We start from the raw sequence: 23,185 nt of genomic DNA on the forward strand, positions 1-23,185 counted from the left end.
TAGCCACTCAACTTCTCCCCACGACCACGATGAGTACGCCAACCTACCAAACCATCGACACGAGCGCGCTTGCAAAGCGCGCAGAGTCCGATCGCATTGCGCCTTCTCTCTACTACGATCCCGATCTGTTCGAAGCCGAACTCGAGCGCATCTTCTACAAGACGTGGATCTGGGTAGCACATGAAAGCGAGCTGCCGAAACCGGGCGACTTCGTCACGACGACGATCGGTCGCCAGCCGGTGATCGTCGTGCGCGACAAGACGGGCACGGTGCACGTGCTGCAAAACCGCTGCCGCCACCGCGGCGCGACGGTGTGCGAGGAGCACAAGGGCAACGCAAAGGGCTTCACGTGTCCGTATCACAGTTGGTCCTATGCGCTCGACGGCGCGCTGCGCGCCCTGCCCTACGGCGATGGCTATGAAGGCGTCTGCGAGAAAGGCGATCTGCCGCTAAAGAAGCTGCGCGTCGGGATCTATCAGGGACTCATCTTTGCTAGCTTCAACGAAGCGATCGAACCGCTCGAAGACTTTCTCGGCGGCGCGAAGCCCTGGATCGATCTGTTCATGAAGCAAGGCGCGGGCTATCCGATCAAGGCCAACGGCGAGCACAAGTTCAAGTTCAAGGGCAACTGGAAGATTCAGCTCGAAAACACGACGGACCTCTATCACTTCCCCGTCGTTCACAAGTCGTGGATGAAGTCCATCGACGACGAAACCGCCGCCGCGATCACGAGCTTCATGACGAGCGATCAGGCGTTTTGCCGCTCGCTCGGCAACGGCCATAGTCTTGCGGTGCTGGTTCCGGAGATCGTCGATCTGGACCAGGACGATGGCGCGCCGTTGCCGGAGCGCTTCAACGAACTCGCTGCGCAACTCGCTGATAAGCACACGCCGGAAGAAGTGCGCCGCATCGTGCGCTCATTGATGGGTGTCGGCTTCAACTTGAATCTTTTCCCGAACCTCGCGCTGTCGATGGCTTTCTTTCGCGTGTTGCGGCCGATCTCGGCTGAAGAGACGGAAATCCGTCACGTCGCGCTCGCGATGGACGGCGGCCCGGAGGAAGCCAATCGCGTGCGCTTGCGCATTCACGAGCATTTCCAGGGTCCGTTCGGTTTCGGCAGTCCCGACGACGCGGAAGCATGGGAACGCGTTCAGCGCGGCTCGCACGCGGGCCCCGACGTACCGATCCTCGTGAATCGCGGACTCAATCGCGAGACGACCGCACCGAACGGCGAAAAGACCGCGCACGCCACGGATGAGACGGGTATGCGCGAAGCCTACAAGCAATGGCGCGCAATGATGGAGCAGGCATGATGGACGACCGCAACGCACTCTTCTCTCACCAGACCTTCGCGCGCGCCATCGAGTTCATCTGGCGCGAAGCCGAATTGCTCGATCGTCGCGACTATCGCGCGTGGCTCGAATTGTGGGACCCCAAGGGCTTCTACGTGGTGCCGATCGATCCCGATACGACCGACTACGCCTCGACGCTGAACTACGCCTACGACGATCACGACATGCGCGAAAAACGCGTGCAACGCATGACGTCCGGTTATTCGGCTTCCGCGTCCGATGCGGCGCGAACCGTGCGCACCGTGTCGCGCTTCACGCTGTCGAGCGATAGCGCGGACGTCGTCGAAGTGAAGTCGGCACAGGTCATCGTGGCGTACAAGCGCGGTGTATCGACGATCTTCGCCGCCGATCTCACGCACAAGATCAGCATGGCAAGCGGCGAGCCGCGTCTCGTCGAAAAGGTCGTCCGCCTGATCGATTCCACCGAAGCGCTCAGTGCCATCGGCTTCCTGCTTTGATGCAGACGCGCGCATCGGCGCTCGCTTTTCGCCGATGCGCGCTCAATCATCCGAAACACCATCATGCCGACACTCGAAGTCTATCTGCCGCAAGGCCACGCGGACGAACGCAAGGCGTCGCTCATTCAGGGCCTGACGCAAGCGACCGTCGATGCGATCGGCGCGCCTGCGCAGGCCGTGCGCATCCTGCTTTCCGAACTGCCCGCCGCGAACATCGGCCTTGGCGGCAAGCTCACGCCATCGGCGTTGCCGGTGATCGTCGCGATCCTGATCGCAGGACGCACGGAGGCACAAAAGCAAGCGCTGATCGCACATCTGTCCGAAACGAGCGCCGCGATCCTCGACGTGCCATTGCAATCCACGCGCGTCATCATCAAGGACATTCCGAATACGGACTTCGGACTTGGCGGCCAGACGGCTCGCGCGCTCGGCCGCTAGCGCCATGACGCGCTTACGGATGCATCGAAAGCGGCAGCGCGAATCGGCAATCGAGGCCGCCGTTTGTCGCGCGCTGCGCCCAGATGCGTCCGTCGTGTCGCGCGACGATGTTCTTGCACAAGGACAAGCCAATCCCGTTGCCGCCTGCCTTCGACGAAGAAAAGCCGTCGAACAGACGGTCGAGCACGTCGTCCGGCACGCCCGGTCCGTTGTCGATCACGTGAAGCTCGGCGGCATCATCGCGTTGCGAGGTGGCAAGCGTGACGCTACGTCCGGCCTGCTTCGCTTCGGTCAGCGCGTCGACGGCATTGAAGGCCAGATTGAGTATCACCTGCCCGATCAGCACACGTTCGCAACGAACCGGCAAAGGCGCGGGCCATTGTTCGATGTTCACGCTCACGCCTTCGTCGCGCGCGCGCAGTTGAATGAAGTACGCGACGTCCGCGAGCACGTCGCGCAAATCGGCTTGCGTCTCCACCGGTTCGCGTTTGCCGACGAATTCACGCACGCTCCTGATGATGTGCGCCGCGTGTTCCGCCTGCCGGTCGGCAGCGCGCAAACCCCAAATCGCGCTTTCGATTGCATCCGGCTGGCTCAGGCGCTGAATCGCGCCCTCGATGAAATTGCGTACCGCCGCGAGCGGCTGACTCAGTTCGTGAGCGATCGCCGTCGCCATTTCGCCCATCGCGTTGTAGCGCCCCGCGTATTCGAGCATTCGCGCCTCCGTTCGACGCGCGTCCTCCATCTCGACCTCTTCGCTGATATCGCGGAAATGTACGAGCACGCCGTTGAGCGCATCGTCGATCTCGACGCGCCTGCACGTGATGCGCAGCCAGCGTCCAGGTCCGTCGCGCCGTGCGATGCGATAGCGTTGCGCGGGCGTCGAACGGTTGCGCGTCGCGTTGCGCACTTGCGCCACCAGACGGTCGCGATCCTCGCGCGTGCAGTAATCGAGCGCGGCACCGAGCGGCGCGTCGGGCGCAACCCCGAGCACGCGTCGACCGGACTCGCTGAGATAGGCGACCTTGCCGCGCGTCGTGATCACTGCCACGCCCTCTCCGAGATCCTGCATATATTCGCGCAAGCGCGTCTCATAGCTGCGCAGTTTCTGACGCATCGCCTCTTCTTCGCTGATGTCGCGAAACTGCACCATGACGACCGCCCGCTCGCTCAACGGCACGTAGGTCGCGATCGCCTCGGAGAGCATGTCCGTGCCCGTGCGCGAGCGATAGCACCATTCGTATGCTTGAGGGCCATGTTCGGCCGACCGGTCCATCGCGCTCACCGCGACTTCGCGCCGGTATCGGGCGTCGTCGCGCGTCATGTCGTGGGCCTTGAGCGGCAGCAAGTCCTCGAGCGAAAACCCGAGCGCCACGCATGCGGCACGATTCGCCCAGACGATGGCTTTCGTTTCGGCGTCGTGCAACAACACACATTGCGTGAGCGCATCGAGCAGGACGCGGAAGTCCGTTTCGGAGGGATAGGTCATGAAGAGCAATCCATTACGCGTGTTTCGAGAGCGAGCCTTGCGATCCAGGTTGAACCATACCATCGGCTTCTCGCGGGCATCGCTAAAGGTTTCTTTACCCGGCTCAGGAATTGCCTTGTGCGTCGTGGCCTCTTCCCAATTGTCTGGGCAATTTTGCGTTTCTAAACTGGGTTGGACGTGTTGAGCTTCGCACACCTTCCCCACTGACTCACTCACATCAAAGATACGGAGACGCCCATGTCGCTCGCCGCTGCCGTCACCAAGCAAGACTACCCCGTTCAAACCGAAGCATTGACTCTCGATGAAGTGATCGCTGAGATCGCGCAGAGACGCGAAGAGTTCGAACGGCTGTCGCATGTGCCGCGCGATGTCATCGAGAAACTCAAGCGCGTGGGCATCTATCGCGCGGCCACGCCGAAGTGCTTCGGCGGCGACGCGCGCGCGCCCGGCGAATTCCTCAAGCTGATCGAGCGCATCGCGACGGCCGATGGCTCCGCCGCGTGGGTCGCGAGCTTCGGCTCCGCGAACCTTTATCTCGCCGCGTTGCCGCTCGCGACCCAAGCCGCGATCTACGCAAACGGTCCTGATCAGGTGTTCGCGGGCGGCCTCTTTCCCGTGCAGAACGCGACGCCCGAGTCGAGCGGCTACCGCGTCAACGGAACGTGGAAGTTCGCGAGCGGTTGCAAGGGCGCGGACTGGCTCGGCGTCGGCATCGGTACGGGCAAGCCCGGCGAAGCGCCAGGCAAGCCGCGCACGGCCGTCTTCAGACCCGAGCAAGTGGAGATCGTCGAGAACTGGAACGTGGTCGGCATGCAAGGCACGGGCAGCCACGATCTGCGCGTGACGAACCAGTTCGTCGCGGAAGACTGGACCTTCGTGCGCGGCGGAACACCAACGGTCGATGAACCGCTCTATCGCTATCCGACCATCGCGTATGCCGCGCAAGTGCTCGCGGTAGTCAATCTCGGCCTCGCGCGCGCGGCACTCGACGTCGCCAACACAATGGCTGGCGGCCGCAAGACGACCACCGGCGCACCGCAACTCGCCGACCGCGCGTATTACCGCATCGAACTGGCGAAGGCCGAAGCGCAACTGCGTTCCGCGCGCGCATTCTTCTACGAATCGACCGACGAAGTCTGGCAGTCGATTCTCGCGGGCAACGACGTCACGCCCGACCAGGTCAGCCTGCTGCGCCTTTCGGCCACGCAGATCGCACGCGAAGGCGCGGACGTGGTGAGCCGCGCGTATCGCCTGGGCGGAACGATGGCGATCTATCGAAACCATCCGCTGCAGCGCCTCGTGCGCGACGCGATGGTCGTCACGCAGCACGCCTTCCTCGGCGAAGGCAACTATGACGGAGCGGGCGCCGTGTTTGTCGGCGTTCAGCCGATCCCGGGCTATCTGTGAGCCCCTCCCATTCATCGAACCAAGGAACGAACCACTCATGACCGATACCCGACACCTGCCTCTTCGCGTGCTGTTCTGCTGCGGCGTCTCGCAGAATTTCTTCGACTTGCCGCGCGAGCAGATCGGCGAAGTCTGGCAAGCGTACGGCAAGATGCTCAGTGCCGTGGAAGCGATGGAGAACGTGCGCGTGCTCGGCGTGATGGACGATGACCGGCTCGTCGTCGGGAACGCCGATGGTGCGCCGTGGACCTTCTACATCATGGCCGATGTCGCCGACTTCGATACCGCCGTCGCCGTGTGCAATCTGTATCGCACGACACCGGTGGGCGAGTACAACCTGTGGCGTTACGGCAAGATCGAAGCGCGCGTCGGTCGCGCGCTGACCGTGCCTCCCGCTGTCGCGAACAACGCGTGACGTCATGAATCAATCGACCGTCGAAGCGCTGCAGGCGCGCGTCAACGCACTGGAAGCACACAACGCTGTGCGTCGGACCATCTCGCGATACATGGCGCTGTGCGACGTGCCCGCGTTGGTACTCGAAGGCGAATCGCTTGCCGGGCTGTTCAGCGAGGACGCCGTGTGGGAAGGCATCGGTCCGCAGTACGCGGACAAGTTCGGGCGCCTGCTGGGCCGAGAGCAGATCGTCGCCATGCTCAAACGCTATCTGCCGCCCTCGCCCCATTTCGCCACCAATGTGCACTTCCTAACGTCAGAGCACATCGACATCGACGGGGACATGGCGAAGGGTCGCTGGATCATGTTGCAGGCATCCGGTTATGTCGATGGCAAAGCGGAGTTGATCGCCGCACGACTCGAAATCGACTTCGCGCCTGCGCCCGGCGATCGCGGCGGCGCATGGTTGATTCGACATTTCCGCACGGAGCGACTTTTCGATGCACCGTGGCAAGTCAATCCGGCTAAAGGAGCTCCGGCATGAGCGCGTTTCTGCAGCAATTCGATCTCGGCGCAGTCGACCGCGCAGATGCGCCGACGATCGCCATCAAGGACAGCATCGATATCGCCGGCTATCCGACGACCGCGGCAAGCCGCGCGCTCGCCGACGCGCCGCCCGCGCCGCATCATGCAGAGGCCGTGCAACGTCTGCTCGACGCGGGCTGGCGAATCACCGGCAAGACCAACATGCACGAGCTCGCGTTCGGCATGACAGGCATCAACGACTTCAGCGGCACGCCGCTCAACCCGCAAGACGCCTCGCGCATTCCCGGCGGCTCGTCGAGCGGCTCGGCTTCGGCCGTCGGACTGAGGCTTGTCGACGCCGCGCTCGGCACCGATACGGGCGGCTCGATTCGCGGACCGGCCGCATGTTGCGGCGTCATCGGATTGAAGCCGACGTTCGGACGCGTGTCGCGCCAGGGCGTCGCGCCGAACGTCTCGACGCTCGATTGCGTCGGGCCGTTCGCACGCGACGTGAACACGATTATCGACGTGATGCTCGCCATCGATCCCTCGTTTCAGGCAGGCAAGGCGCGTCGCGATGCATCGAAGACGCGCGTCGGCATGCTCGGCGTGGAAGCGGACGAGGACATCGCACGCGCAATCACCGAAGCGATCCGGCGCGCTGGCTTCGACAGCCGCCGCGTGAAGCTCGACTTCATGACCGACGCGTTCTCCGCGGGCCTCGCGGTCATCAATGCGGAGACGTGGCGTGCGTTCGGTCATCTCGCCGAGAGCGGCAAGCTCGGAACGGATATCGCGTCGCGCTTGCGCGCCGCCGCGAATACGACCGCCGACGACCTGAGCGCCGCCGAACAAGTCAGACGCGCGTTCACGAACGAAGTGGACCGCGCCCTCGACGCGTGCGACGTACTCGTGCTCCCGACGATGCCCGCGCTGCCTATCACGATCGACTCCGCGCGCGCGGGGACGTCGGTGATCGGCATGTCGTCGCTCATCCGGCCGTTCAATCTCAGCGGACATCCCGCGCTCACCCTTCCCGTTCCGATCGAACACTCGACGCTCAAAGCGGGTCTTCAGATCGTCGGACGCAAGGGCGAGGACGAAACAGTATGTGCCGTTGCCGCACACATCGAGGCAGCGCTCGCAGGCCGTTCGTCAAACTAAACGAGGAATCAGCACCATGTCGAACCGAACAGTCCTCATCACGGGCGCCGCGCGCGGCTTGGGCGCGGTCGTCGCCCGTCGCTTTCATGACGCGGGCTACAAGGTCGCGCTCGCCGATATCGCGGTTGAACCGGCGCAGGCCCTTGCGCGCGAACTGAGCCATGACGGATCGAGCACGTGCGCGATCCGAATCGATGTGACGTCCAAGGCGGACTTCGAAGCCGCGCGCGATGCGCTGGTCGAACGCTGGGGCTCGATCGATGTGCTCGTCAACAACGCCGGCGCCTCGAAGGTCATCCCGGTGATGGAGATCACGGGCGAGCAGTTCGATCAGGTCATCGACGTGAATCTGCGCAGCGTCCTGTTCGGCTGTCAGGTCTTCGGCCAGTATTTCGCCGATCGTGGCGCGGGGCGCATCGTCAATATCGCGTCGCTCGCGGGACAGAACGGCGGCTCGGCCACGGGCGCTCACTATGCCGCGGCGAAAGGGGGCGCCATCACGCTGACCAAGGTCTTTGCGCGCGATCTCGCGCCCTATGGCGTCACGGTCAACGCCATATCGCCGGGACCGCTCGATCTGCCCATCGTTCACGAGAGCGTCCCTGCGGACAAGTTGCAGAAGGTGATCGCGGGCATTCCCGTGGGAAGGCTGGGCTCCGCAACGTATATCGCGGACGTCGCCGTGCTGCTCGCTTCCGCCGACGCCTATTTCGCCAATGGCGCGTGCTGGGATGTCAACGGCGGCCTGTTCATGCGCTGACGCGCAACCATGCACCCGCGCATTCCATTCGATTGAACACCAAACAGGAGACTCATTCATGTCCGCCAATCCCGCGCACGCTCCCGTCGAACTCGATCATGCCCGTCAGCAGTTTCGCCAGGCGATGGCCCATCTCGGCGCCGCGGTCAACGTCATCACCACGGCGGGTCCGCATGGCCGATGCGGCATCACGGCGAGCGCGGTCTGCTCGGTGACGGATTCGCCGCCTACGCTCCTCGTCTGCCTGAACCGGTCGAGCGCGATGCATGCCGTGTTCGACGGCAATCGCAAGGTCTGCATCAACGTGTTGCCCGCCAGCCTGGAAGGCATCGCCCGGCACTTCGCGGGACTGACCGCGCTTTCCATGGACGAGCGCTTCCAGTTGCCCGTATGGGACGACGGCGAAAACGGCGTCCCGGTTCTGCGCGGCGCGCTGGCGAGTCTGCAAGGCACGATCGTCGAAGCGAAGGAGGTCGGTTCGCACGCGGTGATGTTCGTCGAAACGACCGAGATCAGGGTACGGACGGACGGCGACAGTCTGGTCTACTTCGATCGAAATTTTCACCGGGTTCCGCGCATCGGAAATCGCGGCAACTGAGAGGGAACGTCGACGAAGCCCGCCCGTCCGATTCAATCCGCCCAGTTGACGAGGCCCAGATGCGCGGTGATCAAAACCGCGATACCGAACGCAATGCGATACCACGCGAACGGCACGAAATTATGCGTCGCGACATAGCGCAGGAGCCAGCGAACGCACAGCCACGCGAAGATGAACGAGAAGATCAGCCCGACGGCGAAGAGCGGCGCATCCGAGACGGACAGCAACGCGCGTTCCTTGTAAAGGCTATACGCGCCCGCGCCGATCAGCGTGGGGATCGCAAGAAAGAAGCTGAACTCGGTCGCCGTGCTGCGCGAGAGGCCGATCAGCATCCCGCCGATGATGGTCGACCCGGAGCGGCTCACGCCCGGTATCAGCGCCAGACACTGGATCAAGCCGACCTTGAAGGCATCGACCGGCGACATGTCGTCGACGGAATGAATGCGCGCCGTGCTCGCCGGCCGGCGCTCGGCCCAGAGAATGACGAACGCGCCCAGGATGAACGAAGTCGCCACGACGGTCGGCGTAAAGAGATGCTCCTTGACCGCCTTGCCGAACAGCAGCCCGAGGATCACGGCGGGAATGAACGCAATCAGCACGTTCGCGACGAAGCGCCGGGACTGTCCGTCGCCCGCGAGGCCGGCGGCGGTATCCACGAGACGGCGCCAGTAGAACAGGATGATGGCGAAAATGGCGCCCGTCTGGATCGCGATGTCGAATACTTTGGCTTTCTCGCTCGTGAAGCCGAGGAGCGAGCCAGCCAGAATCAGGTGACCTGTCGATGAAATGGGCAGAAATTCGGTCAGCCCTTCCACGATGCCCATGATGGCGGCTTTGGTTAGTAACACGAGATCCACGAGTTCCTCTTCACGTTAAGTTGAGGTGAGGAACCTACCACGTTCGCGATGACAAATCAGTGCATCGGCGCTCGTTCGGGCATGGTGCGGCAGAAAGTCCGCGCGGCAAGCCGGTGCGACGGTTCACGCCGCCCGGATCGTATTGGAGATCGAGAAAATGTTCTCACCGAAATGGACGAAATCCCGCTCCATTTCAACCTGCCACTTCAGGAAGTTGCGGCTGTTTGATTCACGCGGAAGCATCCAGTCGTGCAGTTCGATGATCACCAACGGAAACTTGTTCAACAGTTCGGAGTGCCGCGAAAACAGATCCGACTCGGCGCCTTCGATGTCTATTTTTAGAATGAATGGCGTTCCGCTCGATTTCGCCATCACGTCTTCCAGCGTCAGCGCGTCGACGGCGTAGGACCGCTCGGTGGGGTCCTCGCGCGTGCGGTATCCCCATGCCCCCACGCCCGGATCATCCAGATAAAGCGTACCGCGTGTCGCCGCGATCGCGGCGTTCACCGGCACGATCGCTGGGAACGGCTTCGCGTTACGTTCGAGCAGTTCGAAGTTCGATGAGTCCGGTTCGATGGCGAGAATCGTGGCCTTGGGATAAGTGAGCGAGAACCAGACCGCGGCGGCGCCGATATTGGCGCCGGCATCGACGATGATCGGGTCCGGGCAAGCACCGTAAAAACCGAGAATCTCGTTCGACCGGCGAAGATTATCCGTGGCGTAATCGCGTCGAAAGAAAATCTGCATGCAGACCTCACGATCTGCCACCACCGGCCGGTAAGCAAAGCGCTTCCCTTCAGGAAGCCGCAATCCGGACACGCCGTATTTGACGGTTCCCCATGCATCGACTGGCTCGCTTCGCGGCTTCAGGAGTCGCACGAGCACCGGAGGCAAGATGTCCTTCAGCGTAGCCTTAATCAGGTCATGCATCCTCGTTCTCCGCTTGAAAGTGGAAAGAACCGTCAGCGCCCGAACCGCTCGTTCATCGTGATTTTCTCTTCCGTTGGCCTAACGTTATGCAACGCTACACGAGTCTGCGAGCGACGTCGCAGATGCCTTTTTTAGCGTCGATCGTGGCAGCGGACGTCGGCGCGAACGCTGGCGCAGGCGGCATACGACTCATGCATGGCGGATTCTCATGACATGCGGAGCTAACAAATCGCTTCGGGAAACCTAAACTTAGTTCATTCTCGATCAGGGAAACTACCGATGTGTTGAACTCATCCTTGACGCGAAAGGGAGCGAGCGGTGAACGAAGACTTCCCGTGGGACTATCTGCTCGAGTACATCGAGGACGGCAAGGTCGTGCCGATCCTCGGCCAGGAACTCGTGCAAACGGACTATCAGGGGCGTCATGTTTCGCTGCAGCGGCTGATCGCCGAGCGCCTGGCGGAGCGCGAAAAGCTTTCGGTCAACTGGACGCCCTGGTTCGAGCTCAACGACGCAGTCGGCGCTTATCTCGAGAAGCCACAGACGAGGCTCGCGGGACTCTACGATCGCGTGGGAAGCCTGTTGAAAGGCCTGTCGCCGCCGTTTCCCGTCCCGCCCGCGTTGAAACAGCTCGCGCAAATCCGGCGGCTGGAACTGTTCGTCAGCCTCACCTTCGATTCGCTGATGGCGCGCGCACTCGATCAGGTCCGCTACGGCGGCCAGCCCGTCACGCGCGAGATCGAGTTCTCGCTGAACCAGTCGACTGCGGCACAGACTGAAGCCTTGCTGCCGCGATCGAGCGCGGCGCCGGTCGTCTTCAGCCTGTTCGGCCGCGCGGGCGGCAAATCCGATTTCGCCATCCACGACGAGGACCAGCTCGAGTTCATCCACCGGTTCGTGAGCGGTGACGTGCCTCCGCCCGACTGGCTGCTGTCGGAGCTGCGTAACAGCCACCTGTTGCTGCTCGGCGCGCACTTCCCCGACTGGCTCGGACGCTTCATCCTGCGCGCGGCGACGCGCGATCGCCTGCGCGTCGCCCAGCGCGCCTATTTCAGCGCGGGCGAAGCCACTCCCTCGGAATCCACGCTGCCCGAGTTCCTGCGGCGCTTCGGACGCGAAACCGAGATCAATCTTTACGCGGGGACCGCCGCGGCATTCGTCGCCGAACTGCACGAACGCTGGCTGGAGCGCAATCCGGAAACGTCTCGCGTCGAGGCGAGCCGAGCCGATGCGGATTCGCGTGGCGCGAGCATCTTCATCAGCTACGGGCGGGAGAATCTGAACGAGGTGGAACGGCTGCATGCGTGCATCTCGGCGCTCGGCGGCGACGTGTGGTTCGACAAGGTCGAACTGGAGCCGGGCGACTATTGGGAGCGAAAGATCCTTCCGCAGATCCAGCGCGACGTGCGGCTTTTCGTGCCGGTTATTTCCGAGCGCACCGCGCAGCGCCTTCGCACTTCAGAGGGCTATGTCTTCCAGGAGTGGAGCGAGGCGTTCAAGCGCAAGCGCCGGATGCCGGGACGCAAGTTCATCATGCCGGTCGTGATCGACGCCGATTACACCGGCGACCTGAAGCGCTATCAGGCCCTCTACGATGTCTTCCCCGACCTGCAGGAGGTGCAGCCGGGCCACGCACCCGGCGGCAAGCCAGACGCGGCGCTGGAGACATCGTTGATCGAAGAGATTCGCGCCATGCGACGCGAGGACGCGAGATGAGCACGCCGGGCGGCTCGTCTTCGCCGCAACTCGACCCGCAGAATCCGTGGCCGGGTCTCGCGTCCTACGACGAGTCCTCGCAGGCGTTCTTCAGCGGCCGCAAGGCGGAATCGGACGAGCTTCTGAGACGCATCGTCGACGAGTCGGTCACCGTGCTGTTCGGCAAGTCGGGGCTCGGCAAGTCGTCGCTGCTCAAGGCCGGCGTCTTTCCGCGACTGCGCGACAAGGGTTATCTGCCGGTGTTCGTCCGGCTGCGGATCCACGCGGGCGCCGCACCGCTCGTCGAGCAACTGTGTCTCGCGTTCTTCGAAGCGTTGCGAACGCAGGACGTGGCGCATGAGCCGCTGGCAGCCGGACAGTCGCTGTGGGCGTACCTGCACACGCCGGGGCTCGAATTCTGGACGAGACTCAACCGGATGGCGCGGCCGGTGTTCGTGCTCGACCAGTTCGAGGAGCTTTTCACGCTCGGGCGCTCCATGCCGGCAGAGGTCGCGACGTTTCGCGAGGCACTGGCGGACCTCGCCGAGAACCGCATCCCGGCCGCGCTCGCGCAACGTCTGAAAGAGCGTGCCGGCAGCGATGAAGACATCGACATGGAGGCAATGCCGTACAAGATCGTGCTGTCGCTGCGCGAAGACTTTCTCGCCGATCTCGAAGGTTGGCGCCCGATCATGCCCTCGCTGCGCCGCAACCGTATGCGCCTCTTGCCGATGGGCACCGAGCAGGCGTTGCAGGCGGTCTGCAACGAACACACGGACCCTCTCGTCGACGAACTGCTTGCGCACCGAATCGTCGCCTTCCTGTCGCGCGGCGCGGCCGACGAGACCGACGCCACGGCAGAAGCGGGCGCCCCGCGCACGGTCGAGCCCGCGCTGCTCAGTCTCTTTTGCCGCGGTGTCAACGAGCATCGCAAGCTGGCGGGCGCGGCGCGCATCACCGAAGCGATGTTCGAGGGCGAAAAGGACACCATCGTTACCGGGTTCTATCGCCGAAGCCTGCAGGTCTATCCCGACCGGGTCCGCCACTTCGTCGAAGAGAAGCTCATCACGGAACACGGCTACCGGAACAGCTACTCGGTGGACGACGCGATCGTCAATGGCTTCGTCACTGCCGAGGAGATCGCCGCGCTGGTGGACGGGCGGCTGCTTCGTCAGGAGCAGCAACACGGAACGGACCGCGTCGAACTCACGCATGACATTCTCACCAAGGCCGCGCTGGAAGAACGCGACCGACGCCGCGCGGATGAACGCGTGTTCGCCGAGCGGCGTCAAAGGAGCAAGCTGCGGCGCGTGATCGCGGTCAGCGGCGTGATGATCGCGGTGTTTTTCGGCCTCGCGCTCTCCGCGTATTTTGCGAAAAGAGACGCGCAGGCCGAGCGCAGTCGCGCGCAGTCGAGGGAACTGGCGGCGCTCGCCGGCACCGCTCAGGACCCGGAAGTCGGCGTCCTGCTCTCGCTGGAGGGACTGAAGCGCGCCGACACGAGCGAGGCGCGCTCGGCGCTACTGGCTTCCGGGCAATATCTGTGGCCCTCGGAGACGCTGAGTCCGCAACAGCTCGGCGGCGAGGCAAGAGTCGTTGCGCTCAACCCGGATGGCGATCTGCTGGCCGTCCTCGCGGGAACGTCCAGCGTGTCCGTGTGGGACCTGAGCGAACCGGTGCCGCGCAAGCTCTGGTCGTCCAGACCCGATCTCGACGACGCCATGTTCATCGCGTTCAGTCCGGATCAGACCAGGCTGGCGGTCGCGCGCGCCGGTTCGGTCGATCTCTTCGACTCGCGCAGCGGGACGCTCGCGCGTTCGCTGCCGCAGACCGCGAGTGCCGATCGCGCGCTCCTCGTCTTCAGCCCGGACGGCCGGTGGCTCGCGTCGATCCAGCAGGACGATCACATCTGGATATGGGACTACCGCGATCCCGCCGCGGACGTCATGAAAGTCGCGGCCGAGGGATTGCTCGTGATCGGTCTTTCTCAGGACGGCAAGGTCATCGTCGGCGCGGGCTTGAAGGAGCGCTTGTTCGCGAAGCGCATCGAACGGCAGCCGAACGGCAACTGGGTCTCCACGCCGATCGACTTCACCCGCTGTCTGGCGCCGAAATCCGTATCGCCGGGCGCGAAGACCTCTTCCGCCAACTTCAGGGCGACCACTTGCGAGTACACCGTGGCGCAAGGAAACGAGCCTCTCGGTGCAGGCACGAGCGACAACCGCCAGATCTACGACGTGGTGTGGAGTCCGGGTGGCGGCGCATTCGTCGAGTACCTCGATTCGGGCGACATCGTCGTCGCGGAGGGAAGGCCGAGCGCGGTGCACGGAGAGATCCGCATCAAGGGCGCGGAGCCCCGGCTTGCCGGTAACAACGCCGGACTCTTCTCGGTCACGGACGATACGGCGCGCGTCGCGATCGTCGCTCACGACGGCGTCGTCCATATCTATTCGACGAGCAAGCTGCTGCTCTCGATACTCGGCGACCCACGAGACTTCGACGCTTCGCCCGATGGCCGGTGGGTCGTCCTCTCGCGTCGGGACAAAGCGTGGATCGATGTGATCGAGGTGCCGGCCACTGGCGGCAAGCAGGTCCGGCAAACGCGAATACCGCTACCCGGCGAGCCCACGAAGTTGCGCATTGCGCGCGACGGCATCGTCGCCGTCGTCAGCAAGGAGCAGCGCGCCACGACCTACGTGCTCGATCCCGCCACCGGCGCAAACCGGTTTGCGCCGGTGGCGGGCCGCGCGAGTGTCCTCGGCCGGGACGGCGAATTGCTGCTGATCGCAGACCAGGACTCCGGGCAGGCCGACGTGATCCGCACCCGCGACGGCGCGGTCGTCACGCACTGGAAGCCGCAGCCCGGAAGCGTTCGGACGTCGTTTATTGCATCGCCCTCGGGCACGGCGCTGGGCGTTTTTCGCAGGTCGGCGGCCGATCTCGCGCATGCGGAACTCGCAGTCTATGCAGTCCGCGACGAGCAACTCGTACCGACGGGGCAAATCGTCGACCTGCCTGCACGCGCCACCGCGAAAATCGACGACGACGGCCAGTCGGTGATCGTGACGACGCACGTGACCGGCGATGCAGCCCGCGTCTGGCCGCTGTCCGCCTCGGCACCGACGAGCGTGAAGGATCTGGCGAAGTCGCATCCGGCGGCCAGGGAAGCCGCCAGCATGCGCGTCAGCCCGCTCGGACGATTCGAGATCCAGAACTCTCCTGACGAAGGGCGAAACCGGGTTCGCGGCTTCGAGGTCGTGCGGCGTCCGGGCGGCGCGCTAATCAAGCGCCTCGGCGACTCGGCCTGGAAGTTCAGTTCCGACGACCGGTGGCTCGCCTACTGGAACGCCAAGGGCGTCAGCGTGCTCGATCTGGCATCGGGCGACACGGCCTTCAGCCTCGACTTCGCGATTGTCGGCGGCGTCGACTTCAACTTCCGCAATAGCATTCTGGCGATCAGGCTCGAAACGGGAACCATGCTGGTCCCGCTCGATCGCGCCATGATGGAGCGCTTCGCGCGCTCGTTGACCAAGCGCGAACTGAGCGCGCAGGAGAAGTGCGCCTACGGTCTCGGCGACACGAACTGCCGGGAGCAGGTAGCGATTTCGCGCACACGCGGCCCGGGTCGGCAGGCCGCGCCCGGCAAGCCAGCAACGGCGTCGGAAGCCGGGGCGGAATGATGCGCGGCGGCCTCAGCCGATCAGCGTATCGACGAGCAGTTTGACGTTCAGCACCACGACGACGCCCGCCACGAGCCACGCCAGCCACGCGACCCAGCCCGGCACGACGAACGCGCCCATCTTCCGCTTGTCGGAGACGAAACGCACGAGCGGGACGATGGCGAACGGAAGCTGCATCGAGAGAATCACCTGGCTCAGCACGAGCAGTTGCGCCGTGCCCTTCTCGCCGTAGAGCGCCGTGACCACGATGACCGGCACGATCGCGATGCCGCGCGTAATCAGCCGCCGCGCCCAGTTCGGAATGCGCAAGCGGAGAAATCCTTCCATCACGATCTGCCCGGCGAGCGTCGCGGTGACGGTCGAATTCAGGCCGGAAGCGAGCAGCGCGAGCGCGAAGAGCGTCGATGCGATGGAAAGTCCCAGAAGCGGCGACAGCAGCCGGAAGGCGTCGCCGATTTCGGCCACGTCGGTGTGTCCGGTCGCGTGAAACACGGTCGCCGCGACGATCAGGATCGCCGCGTTGATGAAGAGCGCGAGCATCAGCGCGATGGTGCTGTCGGCGGTGGCCCAGCGGATCGCATCGCGGCGGCCGGCGTCGCTCGGTTCATAGGCGCGCGTCTGCACGACCGACGAATGCAGATACAGGTTGTGCGGCATCACGGTCGCCCCGATGATGCCGATCGCCACGTAGAGCATCTCCGGATTCGTCACGATCGACAGCGACGGCACGAAGCCGCGCAGCACAGCGGCGACGGGCGGCGCGGCCGCGACGATCTGCACCGCAAAGCACACCGCGATCACGACGAGCAGCGCGATCACGAACGCTTCGAGGAAGCGAAAGCCGCGGTTCATCAGGAGCAGCAGCAGGAAGGCGTCGAGCGCGGTAATCAACGCGCCCGCGATCAGCGGAATGCCGAACAGCAGTTGCAACGCGATCGCCGTGCCGATCACTTCGGCGAGGTCGCACGCGATGATCGCCGCCTCGCACGCGAGCCACAGCGCGAAGTTCACCGGCTTCGAATAATGGTCGCGGCAGGCCTGCGCGAGGTCGCGGCCCGTCGCGATGCCGAGGCGCACCGCGAGCGCCTGCAACAGGATCGCCATCAGGTTCGAGAGCAGGATGACGGCGAGCAGCGTATAGCCGAAGCGCGAGCCGCCAGCGAGGTCGGTGGCCCAGTTGCCCGGGTCCATGTAGCCGACGGAAATCATGTAGCCGGGCCCGGCGAACGCGAGGAAGCGCCGCAACCACAAGCCGCCCGTCGGCACCGCGATCGACGAATACACCTCCGGCAGGCTGTGCCGGAAGGCTTCCTCGGGCCGCGCGTGTTTCCACGCGGGCGGCTCGGAAGGCGGTACGGCAGAGTCTCGGACGTCGGGCATCAATGCGCGCTCCAGCGCTGTCGGCGGGTCTGCCCCGCAATATGCGCCGGGCGTGCCGAAGATTCAAGCGGGATTCGTCGTACCCAAAGCGCGTGCGTCAAAGCTGCGGGTCGAGCAGCGCCACCGCGCGCTCGATGATCTTCTCCACGAGCGGCCGCCGGTTCCAGTCGTCGAGCGTGACGCGCCGCGACTTCGCGATGTCGTCGGCGAGAATCGACGTCTGCCGTTGCGCGAAGTCGCGGTCGTAGATGTTGAGATTCGCCTCGTCGTTGAGCTTGAACGAGCGACTGTCGAAATTGGTCGAGCCCACCGACACCAGATATTCGTCGACGATCAGAAGCTTGCAGTGAAACATCGTCGGCTGGTATTCGTGGATCTCGACGCCCGCCTTCAGCAAGTCGCCCCAGCCCGCGCGCGACGCCTCGCGGACCGTGTGGGTGTCGATGTGCTTGCCGGGCGTCACGATCTGCACCTTCACGCCGCGCCGCGCCGCCTCGACGATGGCGTTGATCGTCAGCTTGTCGGGCACGAAGTACGCGCTCGCGAGATGGATCGTGTGCGTCGCGGCGGTGATCGCCATCAGGTACATGAGCTGCATGTCGTCGCTGCCGCCCGAGGGCGAGCTGCTGAACATGTGCGCGACGCCCTCGCCCGCCGGCGCGATCTCCGGGAAGTACTCGGGACCATGCAGGACGTTGCCGGTCGCCTTGATCCAATTGTCCATGAAGACGGCCTGCATGTGACCCGCCACCGGCCCTTCGACGCGAAAATGCGTATCGCGCCAGTGCTTTTCGTCCTGTGCGCGGCCCGTCCATTCCTCCGCGATGCCGACACCGCCCGTGAAGCCGACCTGCCCGTCGATCACGAGCAGCTTGCGGTGCGTGCGGTCGTTCATGCGGCCGAGGCCCGTCCAGTGCGGCTTGTGATACTGGATCACTTCGGCGCCCGCGTCGCGCAGCATGCGCAGATAGCGCTTGTCCATCTTCGACGACCCGACCCAGTCGAGCAGCACATGCACCGCGACGCCCGCGCGCGCCTTGTCGGAGAGCGCCTGGGCGAACTCCTCGCCGATCTCGCCCGACCAGTAGATGAACGTTTCGAACGTGATGGTCTTCTGCGCCGAGCGGATGCCGGCGAGCATCGAAGGGAAAATCTCGTCGCCGTTGACGAGCACCTCGAAGCGGTTGCCGGCTTCGACGGGCGGCCCGAGCAGCAGGCTCATCGAACGCGGGAACTGCGGGTCGTCGCTGGCGTAACGGCGCTCGATCTTGTGTTCGATCTTCTTCTCGCCGCTCGTCAGGTTCGCGACGACCAGCACCATGACGAGCGTCGCGACCGCGACGACGGCGGCGGTAACGAGGATGGTAGTCAGCATGCTTTACCCAGTCTTATGAATGTTCGAGGGTGATGCTGTAAGAAACGCTGTAAAAACGGCTGCATGGGCGCCCGGCAGCACGTTCCGCGCCACCGCCCGCAAGCTGACCGTCAACTTCGGGCAAACACTTATGGCACGACCGTTCATATTGCCAAGCGCGCGGCAGTTGTCTATGTTCGACCGCATTCACATCCGCAAATCATGAATCGAAGCGAATCGAGCGGATGTGAAGGGCAATGGCAGGGTCGTTCCGTCCGGCATGGCGCGCAGTATCGGACGCGGCACGACTCGCCCGACATAAAACTATATGCGAACGCACTTCATGACGATGCGTTCCCGGAGACCGACAATGAACAGCACGATCGACGATCGTCCCGGCGCCGCTTCGCGCGGCTTTTTCTCTAAATCGGCGACCGTCGCCCAGCCCGGCTTCTCGCGCTGGATGGTCCCGCCCGCCGCGCTCGCCGTGCACCTGTGCATCGGGCAGGCCTACGCGTTTTCCGTCTTCAACGCGCCGCTCACGAAGGTGATCGGCATCACGCAGTCCGCGCCGGACGACTGGTCGATCACGACGCTCGGCTGGATCTTCTCGCTCGCGATCGTGTTTCTCGGGCTGTCCGCGGCGTTCGCCGGCAAGTGGCTCGAAAAGGTCGGCCCGCGCCGCACGATGTTCACCGCGGCCTGCTGCTTCGGCGGCGGCTTTCTCGTCTCCGCGCTCGGCGTGCAGCTGCATCAGATCTGGCTGCTGTATCTCGGCTACGGGGTGATCGGCGGGATCGGGCTCGGGCTCGGCTATGTGTCGCCGGTGTCGACGCTCATCCGCTGGTTCCCCGACCGCCGCGGCATGGCGACCGGCATGGCGATCATGGGCTTCGGCGGCGGCGCGATGATCGCGGCGCCCGCCTCGGTCTCGCTGATGAATCACTTCAAGAGCGCGACGAGCATCGGCGTGGCCGAGACCTTCGTGGTGCTCGGCGTCGTCTACTTCATCTCGATGACGATCGGCGCGCTCGCGATCCGCATTCCGCCCGCCAACTGGGCGCCGGCCGGCTGGACGCCGCCCGTCAAGGCGAACAAGCTCATCACGCGCAACCACGTGCACATCGATCAGGCGTTGAAGACGCCGCAGTTCTATCTGCTGTGGCTCGTGCTGTTCCTGAACGTGACGGCGGGCATCGGCGTGCTCGGGCAGGCGTCGCTGATGATCCAGGAAAGCTTCAAGGCGTCGATCACGGCGGGCGCGGCCGCGGGATTCGTCGGCCTGTTGTCGCTCTTCAACATGGGCGGGCGCTTCGCGTGGGCGTCGACCTCGGACTGGATCGGCCGCAAGAACACTTACTTCGTGTTTTTCGCGCTCGGCGCCGTGTTGTATTTTCTGGTGCCGCAGTTCGCGGCGTCGGGCAATATCGCGCTCTTCGTGCTCGCCTACGGCGTCATCCTGTCGATGTACGGCGGCGGCTTCGCGACGGTCCCGGCCTATCTCGCCGACATGTTCGGCACGGCGTTCGTCGGCGGCATCCACGGCCGGCTTTTGACCGCGTGGGCTGCGGCGGGCGTCGCGGGACCGGTGCTCGTGAACTACATCCGCGCGTATGAAGTCGCGCACGGCGTGGCGAAGGCCGAAGCCTACACGACGACGCTGCACATCATGGCGGCGCTGCTCGTCGTGGGATTCCTGTGCAACCTGCTCGTCACGCGTGTGCACGAAAAACATCACATGACCGCGGGCGCACCGGCGATCAACTGAACAGGACACGTCAAATGAACACCAGCCACGATCTCCATGCCCATCCGACCAACAAGGCGCTGCTCGCGGTCTTCTGGATCTATGTGCTCGTTCCGCTCGCGTGGGGCATCACGAACACGCTCACGCAGGCGATGAAGCTGTTCCACTGAACTTCGCTTTCACGGCGGGTGGCGGTTCGTTCGCGCCGTCTCTCGCCGGTGTGCTGCTACAACGGATTGTTTCAGCGGCCGTCCACTGCCGACGCTGCCAGACTCCGCCGCGACAGAACGCTCATGAAAAGCGTCGCGCCGACGAGTGCAAACAGATCCATTCCTGCCATCAGCCAATCCATTTCTGCCACGTTTGTTCTCCCTGGTGAAAAAAGCGCCGGTGTCGATGCGCGGATGTGTCGTCGGTTACTGACCTCATTTACGGCACCGGTAAAAAAAGCTTGAGACCGTGCGCTCTCGAACAGACGGGGCGCAGGCGTCACAGAAAAGCGAACGATCGTGCCAGTGCGTGGGTGGCGTATCTTTCGGATAAACGGCGGCGCTCGCTACGGTTTTCGCCGCCCGCCGGTCCTCACGACAAGACGATCTCCATTCCATGAACCCATCCCGTCGCAATTTCATGATTGTCAGCATCGGCGCAGGCTCGTCGCTACTGCTCGCGCGCGCGGCGCTCGCCGCCGGCCCGAAACTGAGCGAAGCGGACCCGGCCGCGGTCGCGGTCGGTTACCGGGAAGACGTCGCGAAGGTCGACAAGGCCAGATTCCCGACCTACGCCGCCGGCCAGGATTGCAGCAATTGCTCGCTGTTCCAGGGCAAGTCGACGGACGCGTGGGGCGGCTGCACGCTCTTCGGCGACAAAGAGGTCGCCGCGCGCGGCTGGTGCAGCTCGTACACCAACATGTGAGCGGTTTCAGCCGGCGGCTTTCGCGCGCCGGGCGCGCGGCGCGGGCGTTTTAGCGGCGGTTTTTTTCGCTGCTGGCTTGCCGGCTGCGGCCTTTTTCGCCGCCGACGGCTTCTGCACTTTCAAGTCGACCGTGATCCACGTCGGCGCGTGATCGCTTGCGTGAGGCAGGTCGCGCACCCAGCGATCGACGCCTGCATCCTTCAGATGCGGCGCCATCTGCGGATTGAGCAGCAGATGGTCGATGCGCAGTCCCGAGTTCTTTTGCCAGTGCTGCCGAAAGTAATCCCAGAACGTGTAGATGCGCTCGTCGGGATGCCGCGCGCGCAGGGAATCGAGCCATCCCTGATCGAGCAGGCGGCGGTAGCATTCGCGGCTTTCGGGTTGCAGCAGGGCGTCCCTGAGCCAAGACTTCGGGTTGTAGATGTCCTCGTCGGTGGGCACGACGTTGAAATCGCCCGCGAGCACCACCGGATGCCCGCTGTCATGAAGACGCGCCGCGTAGCCGATCAGCCGTTCGAACCACGCGAGCTTGTAGTCGAACTTGGGACCGGGCTGCGGATTGCCGTTCGGCAAGTAGAGGCAGCCGACCAGCACGCCATGCGCCGCCGCCTCGATATAGCGGCTGTGGGTGTCGTCGGGATCGCCCGGCAGGCCGCGCCGGCTTTCGATCGGCTCCATCCCGCGAGCGAGGATCGCGACGCCGTTCCACGACGCCTGTCCGTGCCAGATCGCGCCATACCCGGCTGCGCGGATTTCGTCGATGGGAAATGCCGCGTCAGGCGCCTTCAGCTCCTGCAGGCAGGCGATGTCCGGCGCTTCCCGGGCGAGCCATTCGAGCAGCGCGGGCAGGCGCGAACGGACGCCGTTGATATTGAACGTGGCGATCTTGAGCATGGCGTCGAGTGTCGTGTGGGTCACGGTACTGAGCAAGCACAGTACCGGATTCGGCGACACTCGTCAGGCGATGCTCCGTCAGGCGGTGTTCCACCGCGCATCGCTGACGACGAGCTTCTTCGGAATCAGCCGCAGGTCGTTGAACGTATCGGCGATCTGCTGCTGGTAGGCGAGCGTCTCGGCGGTCACCGGCTGCACGCCGTAGGCAGTGCGTTCGAGCGCGACCTGGAGCGTCGCCGCATCGAGGCCGACGAGCGGCGAAAGCAGGCGCGCGACCTCCGGGACGTTGTCGCGTCCGTACTTGTCGACGGCGTCGAGTTCGGCGAGCAGCGCATGCAGCAGTTGCGGCGCCGCGCTCGCGAACTTGCGCGTCGCGAGGTAGTACTGCGTGTTGTGCACGAGACCTTCGCCGTTCGCGACGACGCGCGCATTCGTCTGCTTTTCGATCGCGGCGAGATACGGGTCCCAGATCACCCAGGCATCGACGCTGCCCTGCACGAACGCCGCGCGCGCGTCGGCGGGCGCGAGGTAGACCGGCTGAATGTCGCTGTAGGCGAGCTTCGCGTTCTGCAGCGCCTTCACGAGCAGGAAGTGCACGTTCGATCCCTTGTTCAGCGCGACCTTCTTGCCGCGCAAGTCGGCGACGGTCCTGATCGACGAGGCGGCCGGCACGACGATCGCTTCGCCGCGCGGCGCGGGCGGCTCGTTCGCGATGTAGACGAAATCGACGCCTGCGGCCTGCGCGAAGATCGGCGGCGTTTCGCCGACCGTGCCGACATCGACGGCGCCGGCGTTGAGGCCTTCGAGCAACTGCGGGCCGGCCGGAAATTCGAGCCACTGAACGCTCACGCCCTGCGAAGCGAGGCGCTTTTCGAGCGTGCCGCGCGCCTTGAGCACGACGAAGTTGCCGTACTTCTGATAGCCGATCCGCAAGGATTTCGCATCGCTCGCGGCGAATGCCGGTCGCACGGCGAGCAGCGCGGCCGCCGTCGCGGCGCTTTTCAGGAGCGAGCGGCGCTGTGTGTTCGCGGTGTCGTGTCGGTCGTTTTTCGAATTCTGCTGAGGCATGAGCGTTCCCAATGACGTTGCGGTGCAAAGACGCCAGATTCTATGAACGCGACGCCCGCTTCACGAACCAAGTTTTTCAG

The 23,185-nt window shown here is 64.3% G+C and carries 22 protein-coding genes; 15 read left to right on the plus strand and 7 right to left on the minus strand.

The window, feature by feature from the left end; translation table 11 throughout:
• Nucleotides 1–29: 29 nt before the first annotated feature.
• The 3 genes from QCE48_RS21475 (at nt 30) to QCE48_RS21485 (ending at nt 2,248) form a co-directional block, all read left to right on the plus strand.
• Nucleotides 30–1,313: an aromatic ring-hydroxylating dioxygenase subunit alpha gene (locus tag QCE48_RS21475; RefSeq protein WP_309783988.1), complete on the plus strand. Its 1,284-nt coding sequence runs from the start codon at nt 30–32 to the stop codon at nt 1,311–1,313.
• Entirely contained in the window at nt 1,310–1,810 is a 501-nt protein-coding gene (locus tag QCE48_RS21480) for an aromatic-ring-hydroxylating dioxygenase subunit beta (protein ID WP_309783989.1), read from the plus strand. The genes QCE48_RS21475 and QCE48_RS21480 overlap by 4 nt, the downstream gene beginning before the upstream one ends.
• Nucleotides 1,811–1,873: 63 nt before the next feature.
• Entirely contained in the window at nt 1,874–2,248 is a 375-nt protein-coding gene (locus QCE48_RS21485) for a tautomerase family protein (protein WP_309783990.1), read from the plus strand.
• A gap of 13 nt (nt 2,249–2,261) precedes the next feature.
• On the opposite strand, the gene QCE48_RS21490 is transcribed toward QCE48_RS21485, so the two are convergent.
• Nucleotides 2,262–3,737: an ATP-binding protein gene (locus QCE48_RS21490; protein ID WP_309783991.1), complete on the minus strand. Its 1,476-nt coding sequence runs from the start codon at nt 3,735–3,737 to the stop codon at nt 2,262–2,264.
• A 237-nt stretch (nt 3,738–3,974) separates the two neighbouring features.
• Between QCE48_RS21490 and QCE48_RS21495 the strand changes: the two genes are divergently transcribed.
• The 6 genes from QCE48_RS21495 to hpaC are packed head-to-tail and all read left to right on the plus strand — an operon-like array spanning nt 3,975 to nt 8,585.
• Nucleotides 3,975–5,144 (plus strand): acyl-CoA dehydrogenase family protein, encoded by a 1,170-nt coding sequence (locus QCE48_RS21495; RefSeq protein WP_309783992.1) that lies wholly within the window; start codon nt 3,975–3,977, stop codon nt 5,142–5,144.
• A 37-nt stretch (nt 5,145–5,181) separates the two neighbouring features.
• Nucleotides 5,182–5,559, plus strand: coding sequence for a hypothetical protein (locus tag QCE48_RS21500; protein ID WP_309783993.1), 378 nt, complete (start codon nt 5,182–5,184; stop codon nt 5,557–5,559).
• 4 nt (nt 5,560–5,563) lie between these two features.
• Nucleotides 5,564–6,082: a nuclear transport factor 2 family protein gene (locus tag QCE48_RS21505; protein ID WP_309783994.1), complete on the plus strand. Its 519-nt coding sequence runs from the start codon at nt 5,564–5,566 to the stop codon at nt 6,080–6,082.
• A complete protein-coding gene (locus tag QCE48_RS21510) occupies nt 6,079–7,227 on the plus strand; it encodes an amidase (RefSeq protein WP_309783995.1) in 1,149 nt (382 codons plus the stop codon). The genes QCE48_RS21505 and QCE48_RS21510 overlap by 4 nt, the downstream gene beginning before the upstream one ends.
• Before the next feature lie 16 nt (nt 7,228–7,243).
• Nucleotides 7,244–7,987, plus strand: a complete 744-nt coding sequence (locus QCE48_RS21515) for an SDR family NAD(P)-dependent oxidoreductase (protein WP_309783996.1) — start codon at nt 7,244–7,246, stop codon at nt 7,985–7,987.
• A 58-nt stretch (nt 7,988–8,045) separates the two neighbouring features.
• Nucleotides 8,046–8,585: a 4-hydroxyphenylacetate 3-monooxygenase, reductase component gene (hpaC, locus tag QCE48_RS21520; RefSeq protein WP_309783997.1), complete on the plus strand. Its 540-nt coding sequence runs from the start codon at nt 8,046–8,048 to the stop codon at nt 8,583–8,585.
• Between the two features lie 32 nt (nt 8,586–8,617).
• Here hpaC and QCE48_RS21525 read toward each other — a convergent pair whose 3' ends face one another.
• Together QCE48_RS21525 and QCE48_RS21530 are read right to left on the minus strand one after the other, a co-directional pair.
• On the minus strand, nt 8,618–9,442 hold the full coding sequence (locus QCE48_RS21525; RefSeq protein WP_309783998.1) for an undecaprenyl-diphosphate phosphatase: 825 nt from the start codon (nt 9,440–9,442) through the stop codon (nt 8,618–8,620).
• A gap of 123 nt (nt 9,443–9,565) precedes the next feature.
• A complete protein-coding gene (locus QCE48_RS21530; protein ID WP_309783999.1) occupies nt 9,566–10,372 on the minus strand; it encodes an FkbM family methyltransferase in 807 nt (268 codons plus the stop codon).
• Between the two features lie 318 nt (nt 10,373–10,690).
• Between QCE48_RS21530 and QCE48_RS21535 the strand changes: the two genes are divergently transcribed.
• Nucleotides 10,691–12,088 (plus strand): toll/interleukin-1 receptor domain-containing protein, encoded by a 1,398-nt coding sequence (locus tag QCE48_RS21535; protein ID WP_309784000.1) that lies wholly within the window; start codon nt 10,691–10,693, stop codon nt 12,086–12,088.
• Complete coding sequence (locus QCE48_RS21540; protein WP_309784001.1) at nt 12,085–15,747, plus strand: hypothetical protein; 3,663 nt, start codon at nt 12,085–12,087, stop codon at nt 15,745–15,747. Before QCE48_RS21535 ends, QCE48_RS21540 begins: the two co-directional genes overlap by 4 nt.
• 12 nt (nt 15,748–15,759) lie before the next feature.
• On the opposite strand, the gene QCE48_RS21545 is transcribed toward QCE48_RS21540, so the two are convergent.
• Together QCE48_RS21545 and cls are read right to left on the minus strand one after the other, a co-directional pair.
• Nucleotides 15,760–17,127 (minus strand): Nramp family divalent metal transporter, encoded by a 1,368-nt coding sequence (locus QCE48_RS21545; protein WP_309784002.1) that lies wholly within the window; start codon nt 17,125–17,127, stop codon nt 15,760–15,762.
• A 97-nt stretch (nt 17,128–17,224) separates the two neighbouring features.
• Nucleotides 17,225–18,502: a cardiolipin synthase gene (gene cls, locus QCE48_RS21550; RefSeq protein ID WP_309784003.1), complete on the minus strand. Its 1,278-nt coding sequence runs from the start codon at nt 18,500–18,502 to the stop codon at nt 17,225–17,227.
• 19 nt (nt 18,503–18,521) lie between these two features.
• Between cls and QCE48_RS21555 the strand changes: the two genes are divergently transcribed.
• From QCE48_RS21555 to QCE48_RS21570, 4 genes are all read left to right on the plus strand, one after another.
• Nucleotides 18,522–18,707, plus strand: a complete 186-nt coding sequence (locus QCE48_RS21555; protein ID WP_309784004.1) for a hypothetical protein — start codon at nt 18,522–18,524, stop codon at nt 18,705–18,707.
• Between the two features lie 144 nt (nt 18,708–18,851).
• Entirely contained in the window at nt 18,852–20,249 is a 1,398-nt protein-coding gene (locus tag QCE48_RS21560; protein WP_309784005.1) for an OFA family MFS transporter, read from the plus strand.
• 14 nt (nt 20,250–20,263) lie between these two features.
• Entirely contained in the window at nt 20,264–20,398 is a 135-nt protein-coding gene (locus QCE48_RS21565; protein WP_087630211.1) for an oxalate:formate antiporter, read from the plus strand.
• 436 nt (nt 20,399–20,834) lie between these two features.
• Nucleotides 20,835–21,143: a high-potential iron-sulfur protein gene (locus QCE48_RS21570; RefSeq protein ID WP_309784006.1), complete on the plus strand. Its 309-nt coding sequence runs from the start codon at nt 20,835–20,837 to the stop codon at nt 21,141–21,143.
• Between the two features lie 6 nt (nt 21,144–21,149).
• Here QCE48_RS21570 and xth read toward each other — a convergent pair whose 3' ends face one another.
• Both xth and QCE48_RS21580 read right to left on the minus strand, forming a co-directional pair.
• Nucleotides 21,150–22,037 carry an exodeoxyribonuclease III gene (gene xth / locus QCE48_RS21575; RefSeq protein ID WP_309785040.1) on the minus strand — a complete coding sequence of 296 codons (888 nt, stop codon included), beginning with the start codon at nt 22,035–22,037 and terminating at the stop codon, nt 21,150–21,152.
• Nucleotides 22,038–22,115: 78 nt separating this feature from the next.
• On the minus strand, nt 22,116–23,105 hold the full coding sequence (locus tag QCE48_RS21580) for a sulfonate ABC transporter substrate-binding protein (RefSeq protein WP_309784007.1): 990 nt from the start codon (nt 23,103–23,105) through the stop codon (nt 22,116–22,118).
• Nucleotides 23,106–23,185 lie beyond the last annotated feature (80 nt).

The sequence above is a fragment of the Caballeronia sp. LZ024 genome (assembly GCF_031451455.1).
Classification (GTDB): domain Bacteria; phylum Pseudomonadota; class Gammaproteobacteria; order Burkholderiales; family Burkholderiaceae; genus Caballeronia; species Caballeronia telluris.

Excerpts from the sequence above, each read along its gene's own strand:
- QCE48_RS21495 (WP_309783992.1), top strand. The coding sequence starts at position 3,975 with ATGTCGCTCGCCGCTGCCGTCACCAAGCAAGACTACCCCGTTCAAACC.
- QCE48_RS21555 (WP_309784004.1), top strand. The coding sequence starts at position 18,522 with ATGTTCGAGGGTGATGCTGTAAGAAACGCTGTAAAAACGGCTGCATGG.
- QCE48_RS21560 (WP_309784005.1), top strand. The coding sequence starts at position 18,852 with ATGAACAGCACGATCGACGATCGTCCCGGCGCCGCTTCGCGCGGCTTT.
- xth (WP_309785040.1), bottom strand. The coding sequence starts at position 22,037 with ATGCTCAAGATCGCCACGTTCAATATCAACGGCGTCCGTTCGCGCCTG.
- QCE48_RS21530 (WP_309783999.1), bottom strand. The coding sequence starts at position 10,372 with ATGCATGACCTGATTAAGGCTACGCTGAAGGACATCTTGCCTCCGGTG.
- QCE48_RS21510 (WP_309783995.1), top strand. The coding sequence starts at position 6,079 with ATGAGCGCGTTTCTGCAGCAATTCGATCTCGGCGCAGTCGACCGCGCA.
- QCE48_RS21540 (WP_309784001.1), top strand. The coding sequence starts at position 12,085 with ATGAGCACGCCGGGCGGCTCGTCTTCGCCGCAACTCGACCCGCAGAAT.
- QCE48_RS21515 (WP_309783996.1), top strand. The coding sequence starts at position 7,244 with ATGTCGAACCGAACAGTCCTCATCACGGGCGCCGCGCGCGGCTTGGGC.
- QCE48_RS21475 (WP_309783988.1), top strand. The coding sequence starts at position 30 with ATGAGTACGCCAACCTACCAAACCATCGACACGAGCGCGCTTGCAAAG.
- hpaC (WP_309783997.1), top strand. The coding sequence starts at position 8,046 with ATGTCCGCCAATCCCGCGCACGCTCCCGTCGAACTCGATCATGCCCGT.
- QCE48_RS21565 (WP_087630211.1), top strand. The coding sequence starts at position 20,264 with ATGAACACCAGCCACGATCTCCATGCCCATCCGACCAACAAGGCGCTG.
- QCE48_RS21570 (WP_309784006.1), top strand. The coding sequence starts at position 20,835 with ATGAACCCATCCCGTCGCAATTTCATGATTGTCAGCATCGGCGCAGGC.
- QCE48_RS21480 (WP_309783989.1), top strand. The coding sequence starts at position 1,310 with ATGATGGACGACCGCAACGCACTCTTCTCTCACCAGACCTTCGCGCGC.
- QCE48_RS21500 (WP_309783993.1), top strand. The coding sequence starts at position 5,182 with ATGACCGATACCCGACACCTGCCTCTTCGCGTGCTGTTCTGCTGCGGC.
- QCE48_RS21490 (WP_309783991.1), bottom strand. The coding sequence starts at position 3,737 with ATGACCTATCCCTCCGAAACGGACTTCCGCGTCCTGCTCGATGCGCTC.
- QCE48_RS21545 (WP_309784002.1), bottom strand. The coding sequence starts at position 17,127 with ATGCCCGACGTCCGAGACTCTGCCGTACCGCCTTCCGAGCCGCCCGCG.
- QCE48_RS21580 (WP_309784007.1), bottom strand. The coding sequence starts at position 23,105 with ATGCCTCAGCAGAATTCGAAAAACGACCGACACGACACCGCGAACACA.
- QCE48_RS21505 (WP_309783994.1), top strand. The coding sequence starts at position 5,564 with ATGAATCAATCGACCGTCGAAGCGCTGCAGGCGCGCGTCAACGCACTG.
- cls (WP_309784003.1), bottom strand. The coding sequence starts at position 18,502 with ATGCTGACTACCATCCTCGTTACCGCCGCCGTCGTCGCGGTCGCGACG.
- QCE48_RS21485 (WP_309783990.1), top strand. The coding sequence starts at position 1,874 with ATGCCGACACTCGAAGTCTATCTGCCGCAAGGCCACGCGGACGAACGC.